The organism is Ruegeria sp. HKCCD7303, assembly GCF_013111185.1.
GTDB lineage: Bacteria > Pseudomonadota > Alphaproteobacteria > Rhodobacterales > Rhodobacteraceae > Ruegeria.
The window spans coordinates 41129-59286 of the sequence record NZ_WVRE01000013.1; the positions used below are offsets into that span (position 1 = coordinate 41129).

The following is an 18158-nucleotide window of genomic DNA, read 5'->3' on the forward strand; positions in this document are numbered from 1 at the left end:
AGTTAGGGAAACTGTAATGGAACGTCTTCAGCAGGCGATTCAGAAAGCCCGTGAGGCGCGCGACAGTCGCCAACCACAACCTCTGCCGTTGACTGACGAGCAGCGCCATGTTCCTGAGGCGAATGCTGATGAAGATATCTGGCTGTCGGTGCCAGAGATCAAAATTGAGTCACGCCTAATATCCCGCAACCGCCTGATGTCATATCGTGGCGGGCCCAATGCAACGCCCTATGACATGCTGCGAACCAAGATGTTACAGCAGATCCAGTCCAACGGCTGGCGCCGTGTCGCCATCACGTCACCTTACAGCGGTTGCGGCAAGAGTACGACAGCAGCGAATCTGGCCTTCAGCCTGGGACGGCAGGAAGATCTGCGGACGATAGTGATAGATTTCGACATGCGTCGCCGGGGGCTGGCCGAGATTCTGAAGCAATCCGGCAATTACAACATGGCGGACGTCATTCAAGGGAACGTGCCCTTTCACGAGCACGCCCTGCGCCACGGGGAAAACGTGATCTTCGGCCTGAACTACACACCGACACGCAACCCGGCGGAAATTCTGCAAAGCAAGCGGATGATCGAGACGCTGGAGCAGATCGAAGCCGAATACAAACCTGATATCATGTTGTTCGATACTCCGCCGTTAATGGCGAGCGATGACAGTCACGGGTTCCTGAGAAATGTCGATTGCGCCCTGCTTCTGGCAGCCGCAGAAGAGACCAGCATCGATCACATCGATGTTGCCGAGCAGCAGTTGGCAGAGCTGACAAAGGTCATGGGTATCGTGTTGAACAAATGCCGTTATATCAGTGGGGCATTCGGCAATGAGTACGGCAGCTACTGACGCGGTCATCATTCCTCACTACAACGATCTGCCCCGGCTGGAGAGATGCCTTCAGGCCCTCAGAGAGAATGATCTGACAGGGACGGAAGTTGTTGTAGTCGATAACGCATCCCCCGTTTCACTGGACGGAGTACAGCAGGCCTTTCCCGAGGTGCGTTTTGTGGTGGAATCGCAAAAAGGTGCGGCCCATGCCCGCAATCGCGGCGTGGCGGAAACCACCGCATCACGGCTGTTCTTCATTGATGCAGATTGTGTTCCCGCGCCAGACTGGCTGGCAGTCGGGCGCCGAATTGCCGACCGCGCCGATCTGATTGGCGGGCGTGTCGATGTGTTTGACGAAACCCCGCCACCGCGCAATGGCGCCGAGGCGTTTGAAGCGGTCTTTGCCTTCAATTTCCGCCGCTATATCGAGGTTCAGGGATTTTCCGGCGCTGGAAATCTGCTGACCCGGCGTGATGTGTTCGATGCAGTTGGCGGTTTCATCAACGGTGTCTCGGAAGATCGCGAGTGGACCATGCGCGCTGTCGCCCATGGCTACAGTCTGATTTACGAAGACACGTTTCAGGTCAGCCATCCATCGCGGCAAGATTGGCCCGCTCTCAGGGCGAAATGGCGTCGCACAACACAAGAGGCCTACCAGTTGAACGGCACTGATGCTGTTGCACGGCTTCGATGGGCGCTTCGCGGACTGGCCATGCCCGCCAGCGCGATCGCACATACTCCCAAGGTTTTTTCCAGCGACAAACTCGCGTCATCCGGCGAGGTTCTGCGGGCGACATCCACGTTGTTCAAGCTCAGATGCCAGCGGATGGTCTGGATGCTGCGCCAGGCGGCGGGCGGCAATATCTAAGCAAGCCAAAAGAAAAGGGACCGCATGTGTGCGGCCCCTCATCCAGAAAGGTCAAGTTACTGTTTCGCTCAGGCCGTCTTGCGGCGGCGTGTCAGCGCCAAACCACCCAGCGCGGTCAGCAGCAGAAGACCACCAGCAGGCAGCGGAACCGCCGATACGTCAAAGTCAAACGTAACCGGGCCACCATTTGCCGACTGTGAATTCGCCCAGCTGAACACCAGGTTCTGGCTCAGAGAATTCGGCGCTACGCTGCTGAAGAGCGTGCGGAGCGTTGTCTGAACGCCGCCAAGAATTGATGTTGACGCCAAAACGTTGGCGGGGTTGGCTGCGTCGACCCAGCTCATTGTCAGACCGGTGAATGTGCCCAGCACATTGATTGTAACAGATGCGTTCGCGGTCCCTTTTAGCGGATCAACCGGCGATGTGAAATTCACCGAATACATGCCGGGTCCACCATTGGTGGCAACAGTACCGATAAAAAGATTATCGGACGTAATGTCATAACTGTTGTTTGGCTGAACCACGGTTAGCGCGCTGGCTGATCCTGTCATCACTACGGCAGCGAAAAGCGCCGCAGCCATCATTTTCAAAGATTTAAGCATTAATTCCCACCCTCGACCTTTTTACACACAATCTGCACGCATCTATGGCGTGAACTCTAACTCTCTAAATGTTTACTTTATCTTTATCCTCTTGCGAAGACTTTTTTGAAAAAATGCGGCAATTTTGGGGCATTAGGGTGCTTCATGGGGTGCAATAGGGGCATAACATTGCGTTTGTTTCCGATACGGTAACGAATCTAGCGCGAATCCGGCTTTTACGAGGCGTGCCTGCCTGAGGTCATCCTATTTTGAGGCAACCCTTAGGATCGGACTTTTGCGATTACTTTAAATTGGAAACAATGCCACCTTTATGTCGATATTGTATACTTACAATGTCTTCTTGGATCTTTGTCATGCGCATCTGGCAGGGAAAAAGCCCTTAAGCAGGGGGCCGGTCATATTTCTCCTTCGGTGCTCGGGAAGATTCGTGTAGCGTTGAGCCGTTGTTATAAGAAGTTTAGGCACGCATTCTCGATCGGAATTTGCCGTTTAGTCGTTTGTTTGTAGTGCCCGCCTGTTAACGAGGAGATGTTGCGAATGGGTGTTGGCCAGAACATAGCCGCAGACAATGCGAACTGGACCTTTGGGGGTAATGTTCCCGATACTTTTGTCGACCACATCAAGCTGTCCGTGCCACTTTATGAAATGGGCCATGGCCTGATTTGCCAAGTTTCGGATTTCTTCGTGCGCAATGACAGCCTGTGCTACGAAATCGGTACGTCGACCGGAGAATTGATCCGCAAACTGGCAGAGCACAATTCCGGGAAACCGGATGCCCGCTGGATCGGCATCGATGTAGAGCCTGAAATGGTGAAGGTTGCCGAAGCCCATTGTGCGGATGTTCCGAACATTACGATCCTGCACGACGATGCCCGCCATATGGAAATGGACAAGGCGGATTTGATCGTCAGCTATTACACGATGCAATTCGTCCCACCGCGGTATCGGCAGGAGCTTTTTAACAAGATTTACCAGTCACTGAACTGGGGTGGTGCATTTGTCATGTTCGAAAAAGTTCGCGGGCCAGATGCCCGGTTCCAAGACATCATGACGCAACTCTATAACGAATTCAAAATCAGCAACGGCTTTTCAAGCGAAGAGATCGTCGAAAAATCACGCAGCCTGAAAAGCGTATTGGAACCGTTTTCGACCCAAGGCAATCTGGATCTTCTCGCTCGGGCCGGCTTTGCGGACGTGACGAGCATTCAGAAATACATCTGCTTCGAAGGATTTCTTGCAATCAAGTGATAACGTGCCGCAATTCTGAGTCGGAACCAGGGCGAGATGAGCTTTTCCAGGGCCTGATTGACGGAGGCTGCCAAGAAAGCTGATGAACGCGTCCGATTGCGATCTCAAAGATATGAGTCTCAATGCAAAGCAGCGCCAGTCGGGCTGGACAATACAGGTGGCGCTGGAAGACGGGCTGAAGGCGACATCGCGTATTTCGGTATTGGGAATGAAGGAGCTGTAGGACAGCAATGACTGCTAAGTACGCATCCCAAAGATCGTCCCGATGGCTCAGAGGGATTCTGCTTTTCGCTGCGACAATAATCGTCTGTCTGGCGGTTCTGATTATCAATCGTGGACCACTCTTCTATTTTGACACGGGAAGTTATTTTAAGCAGGGCGATGCGGCGTTGTCCCTGATCTCGCCCATATCGGACGATTCCGGAAAAGAAATCGGGACAAGTCGCGCTCGGGCAGAAGAGGCGGGCAAAAAGGACCAGACGACCGTAGGCTCACGCTCAATGGCCTATGCGCTTCTGGTTGCCGCATTCTGGAGAGCCGATGCATTGGGTGGGGTTGCGGGCATCCATTTGGCAATGCTGTTGCTTGCGGTTTGGTTGGCGGTGCAGGCGTTGCAACGCAGCACACAAACAGGACGCAGCACGCTTCAGCTGATGAGCATTCCGTTACTGGCCGCAGCGACGACCTCGCTGCCCTTCTATATCGCCTATATTATGCCGGATATTTTCACATCGGTGATACTGATCCTGATTGCAACGGTTGTAGCCGCAGGACGTCACATGCATCCTGTGGAGTGGCTGGGCGCGTTTGCGCTGGCCGGTTTTGCTGTTGTGCTGCACCCCTCACATTTTGGGATCGCGGTACTCATGGTGCCCTTTGCCATTTTGGCCGCCCTGCTGCGCTTTGGGCATGGTCGGTGGCTTGCAGTGGCGTTTATTACGGGGCTGGTCGGTCTTGCCATTGCCGAGCGCAAAGCGTTCGAGCTAGCCGCTGAGACCGTTACTAAAAAAGAGGTTCTTTATACCCCTCATATCACCGCGCGACTGATTGTGGACGGTCCTGGACTGGCGTACCTCGAAGAGGTGTGCCCTCGGGACGATCTGGCAACCTGTGCCCTACATGAAGCGCTATCCTGGTCCAACGACCCTTACCGTCTGACCGCCACACATATCATTTTCGAGCGTTCCGAAAATCTCGGCTCCTTCCGGCTGATGCCGATCGAGGACCAACAGGCAGTGGCCGCCGAGCAGCGCGACTTCTTTCTGCGGGTACTAGCCGCGCGCCCATTTGGAACGATCTGGGCACTGGGCGGGAATGCGGTAGATCAGTTAGGTATGAATAGTGTTGAAATGACCATTCCGAATGAGTCCGTTACCCGCAACGCCAAGTCCCTTTCGGGATTACCCGAAGCGCAACTGGCGGTTCTCGACGACATTGTACTAATGCGCGATCAATCCTGGTTGGGGGCAGCCAATGCCATTCATTCGGCGATCTACCTGATTTCTGCGGCCTCCGTGATCGTATTGTTGCTATGGCCCGGACGGATTGAGCCTCCGCTGAAGCTGTTTGCGCTGTTCATCCTCATCGGAATAGCGGTCAACGCGCTGGTTTGTGGGGGAGTATCACAGCCCGCGGATCGTTACGGCGCACGCGTGATGTGGTTACTGCCCTTTACAGCTGCCTTTCTTTTTCTTGTTCAACGATCATCAGCGCCGCAAGACACGGCCGGAGAAACCCCGTGACGTCAGATCAATCCCCTACCATCAGTGTGATCATGCCTGCCTTCAGGGCTGAACACCTGTTGCCGCGCGTCCTGCCTCCATTAATTGAAATGCTGAATACCGGTCAGGTGCAACAGCTCCTGGTCGTGGACGACCAATCCCCCGACGGTACTGCCGCTCTTGCCCGCGAAATGGGCGCGACAGTTCTGACCACACCAGTCAACGGCGGACCGGGTGCGGCGCGCAATCTGGCCGCTGAACAGGCCACAGGCGATATCTTGTGGTTTGTGGATTCCGACGTCATCGCATGGCCGGACGGGCCCGAGCATATTCGTCGGGCGATGTCCGAAGACAATGTAGGCGCCATGTTCGGATCTTATGACGATGCCCCGGACGGGCAGTCATGGTTTTCACGTTACAAGAACCTTCTGCACCGCTATCACCATCAGCGTGCCCGCCGCGAGGCGCGCACCTTCTGGGCCGGGTGTGGTGCCATCCGGCGCGACGTGTTTCTTGAAGTCGGTGGCTTTGATGTCAAAACCTATGAGGTCCCCTCGATTGAGGATATCGAGTTGGGCTACCGGATCGCGGCCACCGGCAGACGTATCCTGGTCGAGCCGCAATTGCAGGGCAAACATCTGAAAGTCTGGACCATCCGCAACAGCCTGAGCACGGATATCTTCTGCCGCGCCCTGCCCTGGGCCCGACTTATGATTTCACGCGAGGGGCTGACGGATGACCTGAACACGTCGATGGCCGAGCGGGCGCGGGCCGCAATTGCAGGGCTGTTGCTGCTGTCGCTTCTGGCCCTGCCGTTCTGGCCGGGGACCTGGCCCCTGCCCCTGCTATTGCTGGCGGCAGCCTTGGTCGCCAATCTGGATCTGGTACGCGCCATGGCCGGACATGGCGGGCCATGGTTTGCATTCAAATGCCTGCTCTACCATCAGGTCTATTACGTTTATTCTGCCACCGTCTATGTCTGGTGCCTGTTCGAATATCACGTCCTGGGGCAAAAGCAGAAACTGCGCGTCACGCGAAACTGACAGATCGCGTGACATGGCTGATTAATCGGACCTAGATCAGAACTGCTTGGCGGGCAGCTGCTCGAACGGCAGTTTCTCGATCTGATCAAAACGCGGGTTGCTTTCGTGCACATAGAACGTGTCGTAAAGCGAATTGCGTACAAAGTGATACCCGTTGGCAAACAGCAACTCGTTGAGCTCGGGCGTAGGGCGCTCGATTGTCATCGCCAGGAAGCGGTACTTGTCGAACGGGAAATTGCGCAGAATCCGTGTCTCGGACCCTTCGACATCCAGGCTGAAATAGTCGATGTCCTTTGGTGCGTCATAGCGGTCGAACACCTCCTCCAGAGGCACAGCTTCTACAGTGACAACCTTGCCCTTCTCGCGGAACTTGGCCAGTTTCGCGGCGCGGCGCTCGGTCATGTTGTCGGCTTCATCCACCAGCAGGCTGCTGCGCTGACCGTCGATCATGAATTCCAGTTGGCCAGGTTCGGGGTCGACGGCTAGCGGGACTGGCGTGGCCGAACGATGATGCCAATTGATGATCTTGTTGTAGTTGACCGGATTGGGCTCGATCAACAGTCCGGTCCAGCCATAATGCTTTTCCAGGGCAAAGGTGTTGGAATCGGAAAACCCGTCGGCAGCACCCAGTTCGACAAAAAATCCGTTGCGCTTGCCGTTATAGACTTCGTTGATCACCCACATGTCCTGCCCACGGTCCGACACCTGCTTGGGCATGTAACCAAGATTGTTCATGGCAAATCGGCGGCTGAAATTCCGGGTGCTAACCACACCGATATAAGCGAAATAGGCTGGCTTCTGGAGGAGTGGATAGGTTTCAACCAGCTTGGTGAGATTCTGCTTCATAAAGTTCTCCACTTAACCGCCCGCTTTCGGCTTTTCGGGCAAAAACATTGTTGCACTGACATCGGCTACCTTAACCCTGCAATTTTCGCGATATCCCACACCGGGTACAGCGTTTCGCGCGTTCCACGTCCAAAAATTATGTCAAATGGCACGTGATAGACACGCGCAATGCTGATCGGAACGTCGGTGTTCCCAAGGTCGCTTTCGTAAGCAGCCCGATCACGCACCACCAGGATCCGATCTTCGACCACATCGCCGATCATGACCTCTCCGTCTTGCAGAGGTTCGGATGCGGCGCGGATGAAATAGTCCGCGACGGTGTTGTCCGGCGCAGGCATTCCGGCATGTACATAAACCGAAAGCCCACCGGCCATATAGCGGTTTTCAAGCTCGGCCCGTGTCCAGATCGGCGGGAAGGCTTCATCAATCAGCGCTTGGACGACGCGAATCTCGTCCAGATCAGGGAACGGGGCGGTCTCGGTTTCAATGGCAATGCGATGCCCCAAGTCCCGCGTCAGGGTAAACGGGCGCAATGATTCCGGCCAACTGATCCAGGTGCTGACCATCACCCCGGCCAGAGCGCAGACCAGCGCCGGTGCAGGCGCAGCCTGAACCGGGCGCAGGCGCCAGAAAACGATCAGCGGAATGACTGCGGCGGGTGCGAAATGATGCGGAAGGATGCGGTAGGCCTGAACATAGAAAAACAGAACATAGGCGATAACGGTCAGGGTCAGGGCTTTGGACAGCTTGTCCTGCCAGCGCCACGCGAGCAATGCGAGACTGGGCAATATTCCGCAGGGCAGCAGCCAGAACAAGAACCGTCCGGTATCAAAGATTGTGACATACCGCAGGCGGCGCAGGATGCTGCCCGTGTTGAACTCGCTGGACACACTTGTCAGCCCCGACGACCGCAGCCCCATTTCAAGCAGCGATGCCAGGATCACGACGCCAACGGCGATCACTCCTCCGATGATCACCTGCCGGAACGGCAGGGGCCGGGTCAGCAGGAAATAGGAAATCAGGAAGAAACCGATCAGCAGGATACCGTTCGGCGCGGTCAGCAACGCCAGCGTGGACACAACCGCCATCCAGCCAAATCTCTGCTCAGTAAAGAATAGGATATAGCCCAGCACCCCAAGCAGGATCATCGGCTCGCGGGTCATGGGCAGGGCGATATCAGCAAAATACGGATTGTAGGACGGGTTAAACGCCATCACGAAGGAAAACAGCAACAGCGCAGCCCCAAGCCCGATAACGGAGCGCGCATCAGTACGCCCGTCCGGAGTGCGTACAAAACCCAGCATGACCCCAAAAAGGATCGAAAGACCGGGCAGATAGGCCAGGCGAATGGAAACTTCATAGGGCCCAAAGAACCGCATAAACCCGGTTTGCAGGAAGGTCTCCGTCACCATCTTCGGCGTCGGATAGCCACCAATCGCCCCGGACTCCGGTGGCCAGAACGGCAGGCCTCGGGTTATGAACAGCATCGCGTTCAGAAAGCTGTGCGCGCCGTCGTCGTTTAGCGCCTCCCAATAGAACTTGGGCGACATCAGGATCAGTACCGCCAATGGCAGTAGGATCATACCGGCGACATCCCATCCCCTGCCACGGAAGATATCCGGATTGGATCGGGCAGAGATCAGGCCAATGCCGGGCAGGCAGAGCAGGACGTTCAGAAGGGTGAACGCCGTCCCGGTCATGGGAACACCGCTGATGGCCTGCATCGCAGCCGCAGCGGCCGGCACGCCAAACAGGGAAAACGTAAAACCCTTAAGCAGCCAGTGTTCGAAACGATCCCCGGGTGTTGCAATTCCCAACGCTAAAAGCAGGCCCGGTGCAACAAACAACGCTGATGCCGACATGACCGCCAACGGCACCCAGATATACAAAAACAGCACTTCACTTGCGATGAAGTAGGGCGAGGCACCATCTGCCAGCGCCGATTTTGCCGCCAGTATCGCCGCAACATCCTGACCAGCCAGCACAATGCCAGTCAGTAAAATCAGGAATATTGAAAGCCGCAATAGCATCACTTCATATACAAACTCATCAAAATACAGCAGTCGCCAATCGTACAGTAAAAACCATATTGTTTTCCTGCTGAATGTAGGCTTCTTCAATCAACCGATTTACTGATACCATGTAATGCTCGTCAGGTTACGTGTTTTGTACCAGCCGGATGGATTGCAGGCACGGTGCGGTATCAATACAGAAAATCTGTTTTCATTGGAGGAATTGAGGAAACAAATAACCTGCGTCCGTTTCATGTGCATTTCAGACCATCCGGTATGTATGGCCAGCTCGAGTCACTCTGAATCCGCTAATGCGCAGCCCCGGGGGCTGAAGGTCAGGGATCAGAGCGCAGTGCTTTTGCGGAAGGCCTTTTCATCAGCCGACTTTTTCTTGGTGTCGGCCTCGAACTCCTCGTGATAGGACCGTTCGACATTCACATCCCACACATCATTGTTCTCACCCATGATATTGCGGGCAGCATACATCGCCGACAGCATCGAGTGATCCTGATTGTTGTAGCGGTGTAGACCATTGCGACCGACAGTCTGGAAGTTCTCAAGCGACTTAAGCCAGCCGCTGACGGTGTCCAAAGCATCCTTGTACTCGCTGTCATAGACTGGATAAGCCTTGGGCTGTCGGATAACCGCGCAATCAATAACATCACCAGCCTTGGCCAAACCGAGTTTTTCAAGCTCTTCACTGGCAAGATGCTTTAGATCCTCGTCAGCGGATGACCACAACCCGTCACCTTTCTGGCAGAAATACTCCATCCCGATCGACGCGGTGTTCTGGTCGGGCAACATTTCCTTGGACCAAGCCCGGAAATTCTGGATACGACCAACCTTCACTTTGGGGCTATGGATGTAGATCCAATTGTCCGGGAACGGGTCAGCATGATCCAGAATCAGGGTCACGATCAGGAAATCGCGATACCGCAGGCGATCTGCTGCCTCGACAACCTCGGGCGGCGGCGGCGGATCAAAAGCGTGGATCAGATCACGTACCGCCATAGAATTGATGAACTCCGTGCCTTCCACCCTCTCAATGTGTTTTTCACCGTCTTCCGTCCAATGACGCACATCGATCGAGGTGACTCGGTTGTCCTCGCGGTTCACCTTGATCACTTCGGAATGGGTTTCGACCGATCCACCCTTTTCCTTGATCAGATCTCGGGTCTTTTCCCACATCATACCGGGACCCAGGCGAGGGTATTGGAATTCTTCAATCAAGCTGGCCGTGTCATTTGCGCCCGAAATCGCGTTCCAGACCGCTTTGGGCAAAGACAGGTTCTTGATCCGCTGCGCGGCCCAGTCCGCCCGGATTTCCGAGGGCGGGATACCCCAGACCTTCTTGGTGTAGCTGTGGAAGAAATGCATATAAAGCCGCCCGCCAAAGCGGTTGATCACCCATTCTTCAAAGGTATCTTCCTGCGGCTTGGGCCGCAGCTTCCATTTGATGAAGCTGCCGATGATCTTATAGGTCTCATAAGGACCGATATTGCCCAGAGCGTTGAAGATACGCAGCGGATAATCATAAAATTTGTTGCGGTAGAAGATGCGGCTCAAGCGTTGCACGGTGATGAAGTCATCACCCATCACCTCGTGCCACATATCCTCGACTTCCTGCACCTTGGTAAAAAACCGGTGCCCGCCAATATCGAAGCGGTAGCCTTTATGCGTTTCAGTTCGCGAAATGCCCCCCACCATATCCGAGGCCTCAAAAACCCGGGGAACATGCGTATCACTCAGTTTCTGGAGTTCGTAGGCGGCTGTCAGACCTGCTGGCCCACCCCCTATAACTACGACTGGAACAATATTTTTTGGCAAATCACTAACATCCATACAAAAACCCTTATCTCACGGTACAAGAGGTTATCGTCGATTCACAACAAATTCCTAATGGCTCCCCAATAGGAATGCCTGCTGGCCATTTTTTCCCCCTGCGCAGAGCGAAATGGAAACATGGGTAAGCAGGCACTTACAGCACCCAAACCCAAAGATCCGGACCGCCTGAAAACCTCGATTACCTCTCCTGAAAACGGGTGTCCGACTTGCAGGGAACACAATCGCGAGCGCCTTCCAGGCAGCACATAAGGCTTCCAACGTATTGAATAGTAAAACAGTTATTCACCTTCAAAACCGCCTTTCAACGTTTTGAAATCACCATTGTCAAACCCGAAACGCTGCTGCGACGGGCACCATGTCTCTGACCCACCGCGCCACCCATTCGCGCCGCAGAATATGTTGCGATCTGCCTATGGATCTGACGCAGGAGGGCTAATCAACAATACCCGCTCATCCGTCATATTGTGCATACCCAGATGCCAGAGTACCCGAAAATCGGATGCATCATGACTCGGAGCCTTGTGAATCTTGACATGGGCGAACCGCTCCCGTCCTACTGCTTGCGAGTGTTTGTAGGATCAAGTCACGCCGGGTCCGGGTTCAGGACCTGAAAATTGGTGGCTGGCTTCGTTGTTAACGAGGGAGCAATTTTATGAAGTGCGTTATTCTGGCCGGTGGTTTAGGGACCCGGCTCAGCGAAGAAACCGTCAGGATACCGAAACCCATGGTCGAGATCGGGGGAAAACCGATCATCTGGCATATCATGAAAATCTATGCCGCCCACGGCATTACCGATTTCATCGTCTGCCTTGGCTACAAAGGTTATGTCATCAAGGAATACTTTGCGAATTTCTTTCTGCACAGCTCGGACGTCACGATCGATCTGGCCAATGGCGGGCTTGAGATTGCAAACAGCAAATCGGAACCGTGGCGCGTGACGCTGGTCGATACCGGCGAGGATAGCCAGACGGGGGGACGGCTGCGTCGCGTCATGCATCTGCTCAAGGATGAAGACGCCTTTTGCATGACCTATGGCGACGGGGTCGGGAATGTCGATATCGGCGCACTGGTTGCCTTCCACAAAAGCCACGGCAAACGCGCCACACTCACTGCAGTCGTACCGCCAGGACGTTTCGGCGCGCTGGAACTGGCCAGCGATCAGATCGAGCGTTTCGCCGAAAAGCCGGGAGGAGACGGTGGCTTTATCAATGGCGGGTTCTTCGTTCTGCATCCTTCAGTTGGTGAGCTTCTGGACGAGGATGGCGCGATCTGGGAACGCGCCCCGCTTGAAACACTGGCCGCAGAAGGCGATCTGATGGCGTTTCGTCACAGAGGCTTCTGGCAGCCGATGGATACGCTCCGCGACCGCCGTCAGCTTGAGGCGCGCTGGCAGGAAGGCAATGCTCCGTGGAAGGTCTGGGAATGACGCTGTGTTCCGCTCCGAAAATCATCCTGCTTGGCAATCTGGGCTATATTGGCCCGGTCGTGGCTGCGGCCTTGCGGAAATCTTACCCCAACGCCAATCTGATCGGCCTTGATCCGGGGTTTTTCTCGGACCGGCTGACCACGCATGATGCATGGCCCGAGCGGGTTCTGAACCAGCAGATCATCGCGGATATTCGTGACATTGACGCGTCGCTGTTTCAGGGGGCGGATGCGGTTGTCGCGCTGGCGGCCATCTCGAACGATCCGATGGGCGCGCGGTTCGAAACCGTCACCACGGAAATCAATCAGGACGCCATTGTCCAGGCGGCACATCTGGCCGCCGAGGCCGGGGTATCGCGCTTTGTCTTCGCCTCCAGCTGCTCGGTATATGGCTTCGCCGAAGGCGATGCGCGATCCGAGGATGCGCCGCTGAATCCGCTGACGGCCTATGCCCGCAGCAAAATCGGGACCGAGCGCGCGCTTGGGGCCATGGACACGCCGGGGATGCTGCGCACTGCGCTGCGGTTTGCCACCGCCTGCGGACCGTCGCCCCGGCTGCGGCTGGATCTGGTGCTGAATGACTTCGCCGCCTGCGCCACCACCGCAGGCAAGATCACCGTGCTCAGCGATGGCAGCCCGTGGCGGCCGCTGATCGATGTGCGCGACATGGCGCGGGCCATCGACTGGGCCATCTCCCGGACCGAAGATGCCGGAGGTCAATGGCTGGCGGTCAATGCCGGGTCGGATGTGTGGAATTATCAGATCCGCGATCTGGCGCAGACCGTGGCCGAGGCGGTCCCCGGGGCCAGTTATTCGATCAATCCCGACGCCTCACCCGACAACCGTTCGTACAAGGTCGACTTTTCGCTCTACAAACAGCTGGCACCCGAACACCAGCCAGAGCAGACGCTTGAAGGAACCATCCGGGACCTGTTGCAATTGCTGAACGACATCAACTTTGGCGATGCCGATTTCAGATCGTCACCGCTGATGCGGCTTAAGGCGCTCGAAGAGCATATCCGCAATGGAACGCTGAGCGAGGATCTGCGCTGGAGGATGCCGCAATGACACAGCCCACTTGCCGAAGCTGCGGTGCAGCCCTGACCCAGACGCTGGTCGATCTGGGGCTTTCACCGCTGGCTAATTCCTATGTCCCGCCCGAGCGTGCTGGCACCGCCTGTCCGCGCTACCCGCTGCATGCCTGGGTCTGTAACAATTGCCATCTGGTGCAGGTCGAAGATGCCGTGCCAGCGGACGAGATATTCAATGCGGATTACGCCTATTTCTCCAGCTATTCGGACAGCTGGCTGGCCCATGCCAAGGCTTATGTCGAAAGGATGGTCGATCGGTTTGATCTGGGGCCGGATGATCTGGTGATCGAGATCGCCTCGAATGACGGATATCTGCTGCAGTATTTCGTGGAGAAAGGCATCCCGGTTCTGGGGATCGAACCTTCAGGCAGCGTGGCGGCAGCGGCCGAAGAAAAAGGCGTGCGCACGCTGGTCGACTATTTCGGCAAGGCACTGGCGCAAAAGGTTGCTGCGGCAGAAAAACCTCCGGCGTTGATCGCTTCGGCCAATGTTCTGGCGCATGTGCCCGACATCAACGATTTCGTCGCCGGGATCGCCACGCTTCTGACGGGTGATGCGGTCTATACGGTCGAATTCCCTCACCTTCTGAACCTGATCAACGAAGTCCAGTTCGATACGATCTATCACGAACACTACTCCTATCTGTCGCTGCTGGCGGTCGAGGCAATCTTTGCCAAGGCGGGCCTGCGCGTGTTTGACGTTGAAGAGCTACCGACCCATGGCGGATCGCTGCGGGTGTTCGCCTGCCTTGAAGGCGCCAGCCACCCCGAAGGGTCTGGTGTGGCCAAGGTCCGCGCGGACGAGGCCGCAGCGCAGTTCGACCGGCCTGAGGGTTATATGAATTTCACCACGCAGGTCGAAGCGCTGCGCGACGGGCTGCTCGCCTTTCTGCGCGAAGCAAATGCCAGGGGGGACACCATTGCCGCCTATGGTGCCGCCGCCAAGGGCAACACACTGTTGAATTATGCCGGGATCGGTCCCGATCTGATCTCTTACTGCGTTGATCGCAACCCGGCCAAGCAGAACACGCTGCTGCCCGGCAGTCATATCCCTGTACACGGGGTCGAAGCGCTGCGCGAGACGCCGCCGGATTACGTGCTGATCCTGCCCTGGAACATCCGTGATGAAGTCATCGACCAGATGGCCGACCTGAAGGCGCAGGGCACCCGGTTCGTGACCGCCGTGCCGGAGGTCAGGATCAGCTGATGGCACGGGTTCTGCTGACCGGCGCAACCGGATTGATCGGACGCGCAACAATCCCGGCTCTGACAGAGGCGGGCCATGAGGTGGTGACGCTGGGCCGCAATCCGGCAAGCGACATCGCCTGCAATCTGCTGGACCCCGATGCCACCACAAAAGCCCTTGAAGCGGCCCGCGCCAGCCATCTGGTTCATCTGGCCTGGCATGACGGTCCACGCGACCGATGGATTTCTGCGGCCAATCTGGACTGGATGGCCGCTACGTTGCATCTGGTACGGGAATTCGCGCGAACAGACGGCCAACGCGCGGTCTGCGCCGGAAGCTGCGCCGAATATGATTGGTCGGTACCGGACCTAACCGAAACCAGCCCTCTGCGCCCTCGCACCTTGTATGGTGCAGCCAAGGCCGGAACCGGTCTGGCACTGTGTGCAGGTCAGAAAGCACTTGGCTTGTCCCTGGCCTGGGCACGCATCTTTTTTGTCTACGGGCCGGGTGAGCCCCAGGGGCGGCTGTGTGGCGATCTAATTTCAAACCTCAAGACGGGACGTCCGGTCGATTGCACCGACGGGCGGCAGGAGCGGGATTTTCTGCATGTGAGCGATTTGGCGCGCGCGCTGGTACGGTTGCTGGAAGCCGACGCGACCGGCGCGGTCAATGTAGCCAGCGGTACCGTAATCCCGGTTCGGGAACTCATTGAAGAGGTTGCGAAACAAATGCATCACCCCGACCTGGTCCGACTGGGTGCGATCACGCGCGCAGCAGACGATCCTGCCCGGCTGGCAGCAGATGTGGGCCGGTTGCGGCATGAGGCTGGCTTTGTGCCGCAACATGACATCACCTCGGGCGTGGCCGACATTCTCAGATCTGAAGGGGGACAGACGTGAAGAAACTGCTTGTCCCCCGCAAGAAATCTTTCATGCGCTTCGCTATGGTCGGTGTATTGAACACAGCGTTCGGCTATGCACTCTTCACCATTCTCAATCTGTCCGGCTTGCCCCCACAAGTCGCGCTGGTGATCTCGTTTTCCGGTGGGGTTCTGTGGAATTTCATGACCCATGCGCGCCTCGTGTTCGATACCAAGGGCCTGGGTCGGTTGCCATTTTATATCCTGTCCTATCTGGTGGTTTATGCATTCAATGCCCTGTCTCTGGAGGGTCTGCTGTCCGTGGGATTTCAACCAATCATTGCGCAGGGGATAATCGTCCTTCCGGCCGCAATCTTGGCCTTCATCCTGATTTCCCGGGTGCTGACAGATCGCTTTCCATGGCAACAGGAGGTGTAAAAAATGCTTGAATATAATATTCTGGCTTAAAAGCCATTGAAGACCGAACTGACCATGGAGTCTGAAATTTGACATAAGAACTGTACCGCGAGGATAGTTAACTAATGCGTCTTTACCTTGCCGATCTCGGCCACAACCTCGTTACTGCAACATCGGACACCTACCCGTTAGGTGTCGGAAATCTTGCGACTTTCGCTCAGGCTTATGCAAAAAGCCCAACGCCAATTGATGTTGCGATCTTCCGTGACCCCCAAGAACTCAAAACCGCAATCGACACGGCCGCCCCGGATGTAATCGGCTTTTCCAGCTATTCCTGGAACCACCATCTGGCCCTGTCCTTTGCCGACTATGCCAAGGCAGTGAACCCCGACAGCCTGACCCTGATGGGTGGCCCCAACTTTCCACTGACCGAAGATGAGCAGGAAAGCTGGATCCGGACCATGCCGCAGATCGACATGCATGTACGCGGCCCCACCTATGAAGGTGAGCGTGCCTTTCTAAGCACGTTGCAGCGTTTCATCGATGTCGGCGGCCAGCGCGAAGGCATGTGGGAAGAAGCCGTCGATGGCGCGCTTTATGTGCATCCCAAAACTGGAGAGATCCTGCGCGGGGGCGAACCGCCCCGCATCCGCGATCTGGACGAAATTCCATCGCCCTATCTGGCCGGGCTGATGGACAAGTTCTTTGACACCGGCCTGTTTGCACTGATGCAACTGGCGCGCGGCTGTCCGTTCACCTGCGCCTTCTGCAACTCGGCGGTCAAATCGAATTCGAAAGTCTTCCGCCATTCGTTTGAACGCACCAAGGCCGATCTGGATTACATCGTGGCTCGTATCAACCATGCCAGCCCGCTCTGTTTCGCGGACGACAATTTCGGCATGTATGTGCAGGATGAAGAGGTGGCCGATTATCTGGGTCATCTGATGGAACGGTACGACTGGCCCAAATACATCCGGACAACCACAGGCAAGAACCGCGGCGACCGGATCATCAAGGTGATGCGCAAGGCCAAGGGTCGCTTGCCGATGACCTCATCGGTTCAGTCTCTGAACCCGGAAGTTCTAAAGAATATCAAACGCGACAATATCAGCCTGGATACCTATGCCGAGGTACAGCAGGAGCTTCATTCAAAGGGTATGCAATCCTATGGTGAACTGATCCTGTGTATGCCCGGTGAAACCAAGGAATCCTTTATGGATGCGGTGGACAAGCTGATCGAAACCGGTGTCAGCCGGGTGGCTGCACATCAGCTGATGCTGCTGCATGGCGCGCCGCTGGCCAATCCCGACAGCCGCGAGAAATTCGGGTTCAAAACACTGCACCGGGTCGTCGCCCGATGCCTTGGCAAATATACCGGCCCAACCGTGGTCGAGACCGAAGAAATGGTGGTCCAGTCCGAGAATTTCTCGTTCCAGGATTATCTGGACACCCGCGTTTTCCATCTGCTGCTGACGATCTTCTATTACGAAGACAATTTCGAAGAAGCCTTCCGGCTGGCGCGCTCCCGCGGCATCCGGCCCTTCCTGATCGTCAAACACATGCAGGAAATCCTTGATCAGGCCCCCCAGCCCTTCCGGGATGCGGTGGCCGGTTATCTGGAGGAAAACCAGCAGGAATTGTTCGAAACCCGCGCCGACTGTGTCGCCTGGGCGCAGGAGAATTATGGCGACCTGATCAGCGGTGAACTGGGGGGTAATCTGCTCAGCAAATACTCGATGATTGGCCGCTTCATCGTGCTGGATGAAGCACTTGATTTCCTGAAACGGGCCATCAGCGACCTTCTGGACAAGGACGATCTCGAAGCGCACGAGATGCTCGATACGATCATCAATTACTACAGCGCCGTGATGCTGCATGTGCCCTTCTCGGAAACTCTGGAACACGAACCGGTCTGGAGTTCGGCCTTCGATGTCGAGGCCTGGCGGAATTCGGGATATGAAGGCGTGCTGCAGGATTACCAGTTCGACACGCCCCGCAACTTCCAAACCCAGGTCGATCAAAGATTGAAAACCACCCTGCTCACCCGGATCGAGACCTTTGGTGAACATGCCTCTGGGCTAGGCCGGTTCACCCGGACGATGTTTGCCAAGGATTTCCGGCGCAACTTCGTGCCGAGTGAAAATCAGCATGCGGCCGAATAGGCCCGCGG

16 protein-coding genes are annotated in these 18158 nt (G+C 56.1%); 12 read left to right on the forward strand and 4 right to left on the reverse strand.

The features are described from left to right. Positions 1 to 16 precede the first annotated feature (16 nt). A complete protein-coding gene (locus GS630_RS21305; RefSeq protein ID WP_171621458.1) occupies positions 17 to 844 on the forward strand; it encodes a CpsD/CapB family tyrosine-protein kinase in 828 nt (275 codons plus the stop codon). Continuing rightward, positions 825 to 1694 (forward strand): glycosyltransferase family 2 protein, encoded by an 870-nt coding sequence (locus GS630_RS21310; RefSeq protein WP_171621457.1) that lies wholly within the window; start codon positions 825 to 827, stop codon positions 1692 to 1694. Before GS630_RS21305 ends, GS630_RS21310 begins: the two co-directional genes overlap by 20 nt. A 68-nt stretch (positions 1695 to 1762) precedes the next feature. Here the strand turns inward: GS630_RS21310 and GS630_RS21315 are convergent, their stop codons facing one another. Next, a complete protein-coding gene (locus tag GS630_RS21315; RefSeq protein ID WP_171621456.1) occupies positions 1763 to 2296 on the reverse strand; it encodes a VPLPA-CTERM sorting domain-containing protein in 534 nt (177 codons plus the stop codon). A 537-nt stretch (positions 2297 to 2833) separates the two neighbouring features. Here GS630_RS21315 and GS630_RS21320 point away from each other — a divergent pair. From GS630_RS21320 to GS630_RS21335, 4 genes are all read left to right on the forward strand, one after another. Then, positions 2834 to 3544, forward strand: a complete 711-nt coding sequence (locus GS630_RS21320; RefSeq protein ID WP_171621455.1) for a methyltransferase domain-containing protein — start codon at positions 2834 to 2836, stop codon at positions 3542 to 3544. 82 nt (positions 3545 to 3626) lie between these two features. Further along, positions 3627 to 3767: a hypothetical protein gene (locus tag GS630_RS21325; protein WP_171621454.1), complete on the forward strand. Its 141-nt coding sequence runs from the start codon at positions 3627 to 3629 to the stop codon at positions 3765 to 3767. Positions 3768 to 3774: 7 nt separating this feature from the next. Beyond that, on the forward strand, positions 3775 to 5286 hold the full coding sequence (locus tag GS630_RS21330; RefSeq protein WP_171621453.1) for a hypothetical protein: 1512 nt from the start codon (positions 3775 to 3777) through the stop codon (positions 5284 to 5286). Continuing rightward, positions 5283 to 6308 carry a glycosyltransferase gene (locus GS630_RS21335; RefSeq protein ID WP_171621452.1) on the forward strand — a complete coding sequence of 342 codons (1026 nt, stop codon included), beginning with the start codon at positions 5283 to 5285 and terminating at the stop codon, positions 6306 to 6308. The genes GS630_RS21330 and GS630_RS21335 overlap by 4 nt, the downstream gene beginning before the upstream one ends. Before the next feature lie 36 nt (positions 6309 to 6344). On the opposite strand, the gene GS630_RS21340 is transcribed toward GS630_RS21335, so the two are convergent. From GS630_RS21340 to GS630_RS21350, 3 genes are all read right to left on the reverse strand, one after another. Then, a complete protein-coding gene (locus GS630_RS21340) occupies positions 6345 to 7154 on the reverse strand; it encodes an FkbM family methyltransferase (RefSeq protein ID WP_171621451.1) in 810 nt (269 codons plus the stop codon). A 65-nt stretch (positions 7155 to 7219) separates the two neighbouring features. Then, complete coding sequence (locus tag GS630_RS21345; RefSeq protein WP_171621450.1) at positions 7220 to 9178, reverse strand: hypothetical protein; 1959 nt, start codon at positions 9176 to 9178, stop codon at positions 7220 to 7222. Positions 9179 to 9508: 330 nt separating this feature from the next. Continuing rightward, complete coding sequence (locus GS630_RS21350; protein WP_253285963.1) at positions 9509 to 10993, reverse strand: NAD(P)/FAD-dependent oxidoreductase; 1485 nt, start codon at positions 10991 to 10993, stop codon at positions 9509 to 9511. Positions 10994 to 11663: 670 nt separating this feature from the next. On the opposite strand from GS630_RS21350, the gene rfbF reads away from it, so the two are divergent. The 6 genes from rfbF (at position 11664) to GS630_RS21380 (ending at position 18150) form a co-directional block, all read left to right on the forward strand. Further along, positions 11664 to 12437, forward strand: a complete 774-nt coding sequence (rfbF, locus tag GS630_RS21355) for a glucose-1-phosphate cytidylyltransferase (protein ID WP_171621448.1) — start codon at positions 11664 to 11666, stop codon at positions 12435 to 12437. Beyond that, positions 12434 to 13504: an NAD(P)-dependent oxidoreductase gene (locus GS630_RS21360; RefSeq protein WP_171621447.1), complete on the forward strand. Its 1071-nt coding sequence runs from the start codon at positions 12434 to 12436 to the stop codon at positions 13502 to 13504. Before rfbF ends, GS630_RS21360 begins: the two co-directional genes overlap by 4 nt. Continuing rightward, positions 13501 to 14733 carry a class I SAM-dependent methyltransferase gene (locus GS630_RS21365; RefSeq protein ID WP_171621446.1) on the forward strand — a complete coding sequence of 411 codons (1233 nt, stop codon included), beginning with the start codon at positions 13501 to 13503 and terminating at the stop codon, positions 14731 to 14733. The genes GS630_RS21360 and GS630_RS21365 overlap by 4 nt, the downstream gene beginning before the upstream one ends. Beyond that, positions 14733 to 15611, forward strand: a complete 879-nt coding sequence (locus GS630_RS21370; RefSeq protein WP_171621445.1) for an NAD(P)-dependent oxidoreductase — start codon at positions 14733 to 14735, stop codon at positions 15609 to 15611. Before GS630_RS21365 ends, GS630_RS21370 begins: the two co-directional genes overlap by 1 nt. Next, positions 15608 to 16009, forward strand: a complete 402-nt coding sequence (locus GS630_RS21375) for a GtrA family protein (RefSeq protein WP_171621444.1) — start codon at positions 15608 to 15610, stop codon at positions 16007 to 16009. The genes GS630_RS21370 and GS630_RS21375 overlap by 4 nt, the downstream gene beginning before the upstream one ends. Before the next feature lie 104 nt (positions 16010 to 16113). Next, positions 16114 to 18150 carry a B12-binding domain-containing radical SAM protein gene (locus GS630_RS21380; RefSeq protein ID WP_171621443.1) on the forward strand — a complete coding sequence of 679 codons (2037 nt, stop codon included), beginning with the start codon at positions 16114 to 16116 and terminating at the stop codon, positions 18148 to 18150. Positions 18151 to 18158 lie beyond the last annotated feature (8 nt).

Coding starts and splice junctions, on each gene's coding strand:
- GS630_RS21310 (WP_171621457.1), top strand. CDS start 825: ATGAGTACGGCAGCTACTGACGCGGTCATCATTCCTCACTACAACGAT.
- GS630_RS21330 (WP_171621453.1), top strand. CDS start 3,775: ATGACTGCTAAGTACGCATCCCAAAGATCGTCCCGATGGCTCAGAGGG.
- GS630_RS21380 (WP_171621443.1), top strand. CDS start 16,114: ATGCGTCTTTACCTTGCCGATCTCGGCCACAACCTCGTTACTGCAACA.
- GS630_RS21370 (WP_171621445.1), top strand. CDS start 14,733: ATGGCACGGGTTCTGCTGACCGGCGCAACCGGATTGATCGGACGCGCA.
- GS630_RS21365 (WP_171621446.1), top strand. CDS start 13,501: ATGACACAGCCCACTTGCCGAAGCTGCGGTGCAGCCCTGACCCAGACG.
- rfbF (WP_171621448.1), top strand. CDS start 11,664: ATGAAGTGCGTTATTCTGGCCGGTGGTTTAGGGACCCGGCTCAGCGAA.
- GS630_RS21325 (WP_171621454.1), top strand. CDS start 3,627: ATGAACGCGTCCGATTGCGATCTCAAAGATATGAGTCTCAATGCAAAG.
- GS630_RS21315 (WP_171621456.1), bottom strand. CDS start 2,296: ATGCTTAAATCTTTGAAAATGATGGCTGCGGCGCTTTTCGCTGCCGTA.
- GS630_RS21360 (WP_171621447.1), top strand. CDS start 12,434: ATGACGCTGTGTTCCGCTCCGAAAATCATCCTGCTTGGCAATCTGGGC.
- GS630_RS21305 (WP_171621458.1), top strand. CDS start 17: ATGGAACGTCTTCAGCAGGCGATTCAGAAAGCCCGTGAGGCGCGCGAC.
- GS630_RS21340 (WP_171621451.1), bottom strand. CDS start 7,154: ATGAAGCAGAATCTCACCAAGCTGGTTGAAACCTATCCACTCCTCCAG.
- GS630_RS21320 (WP_171621455.1), top strand. CDS start 2,834: ATGGGTGTTGGCCAGAACATAGCCGCAGACAATGCGAACTGGACCTTT.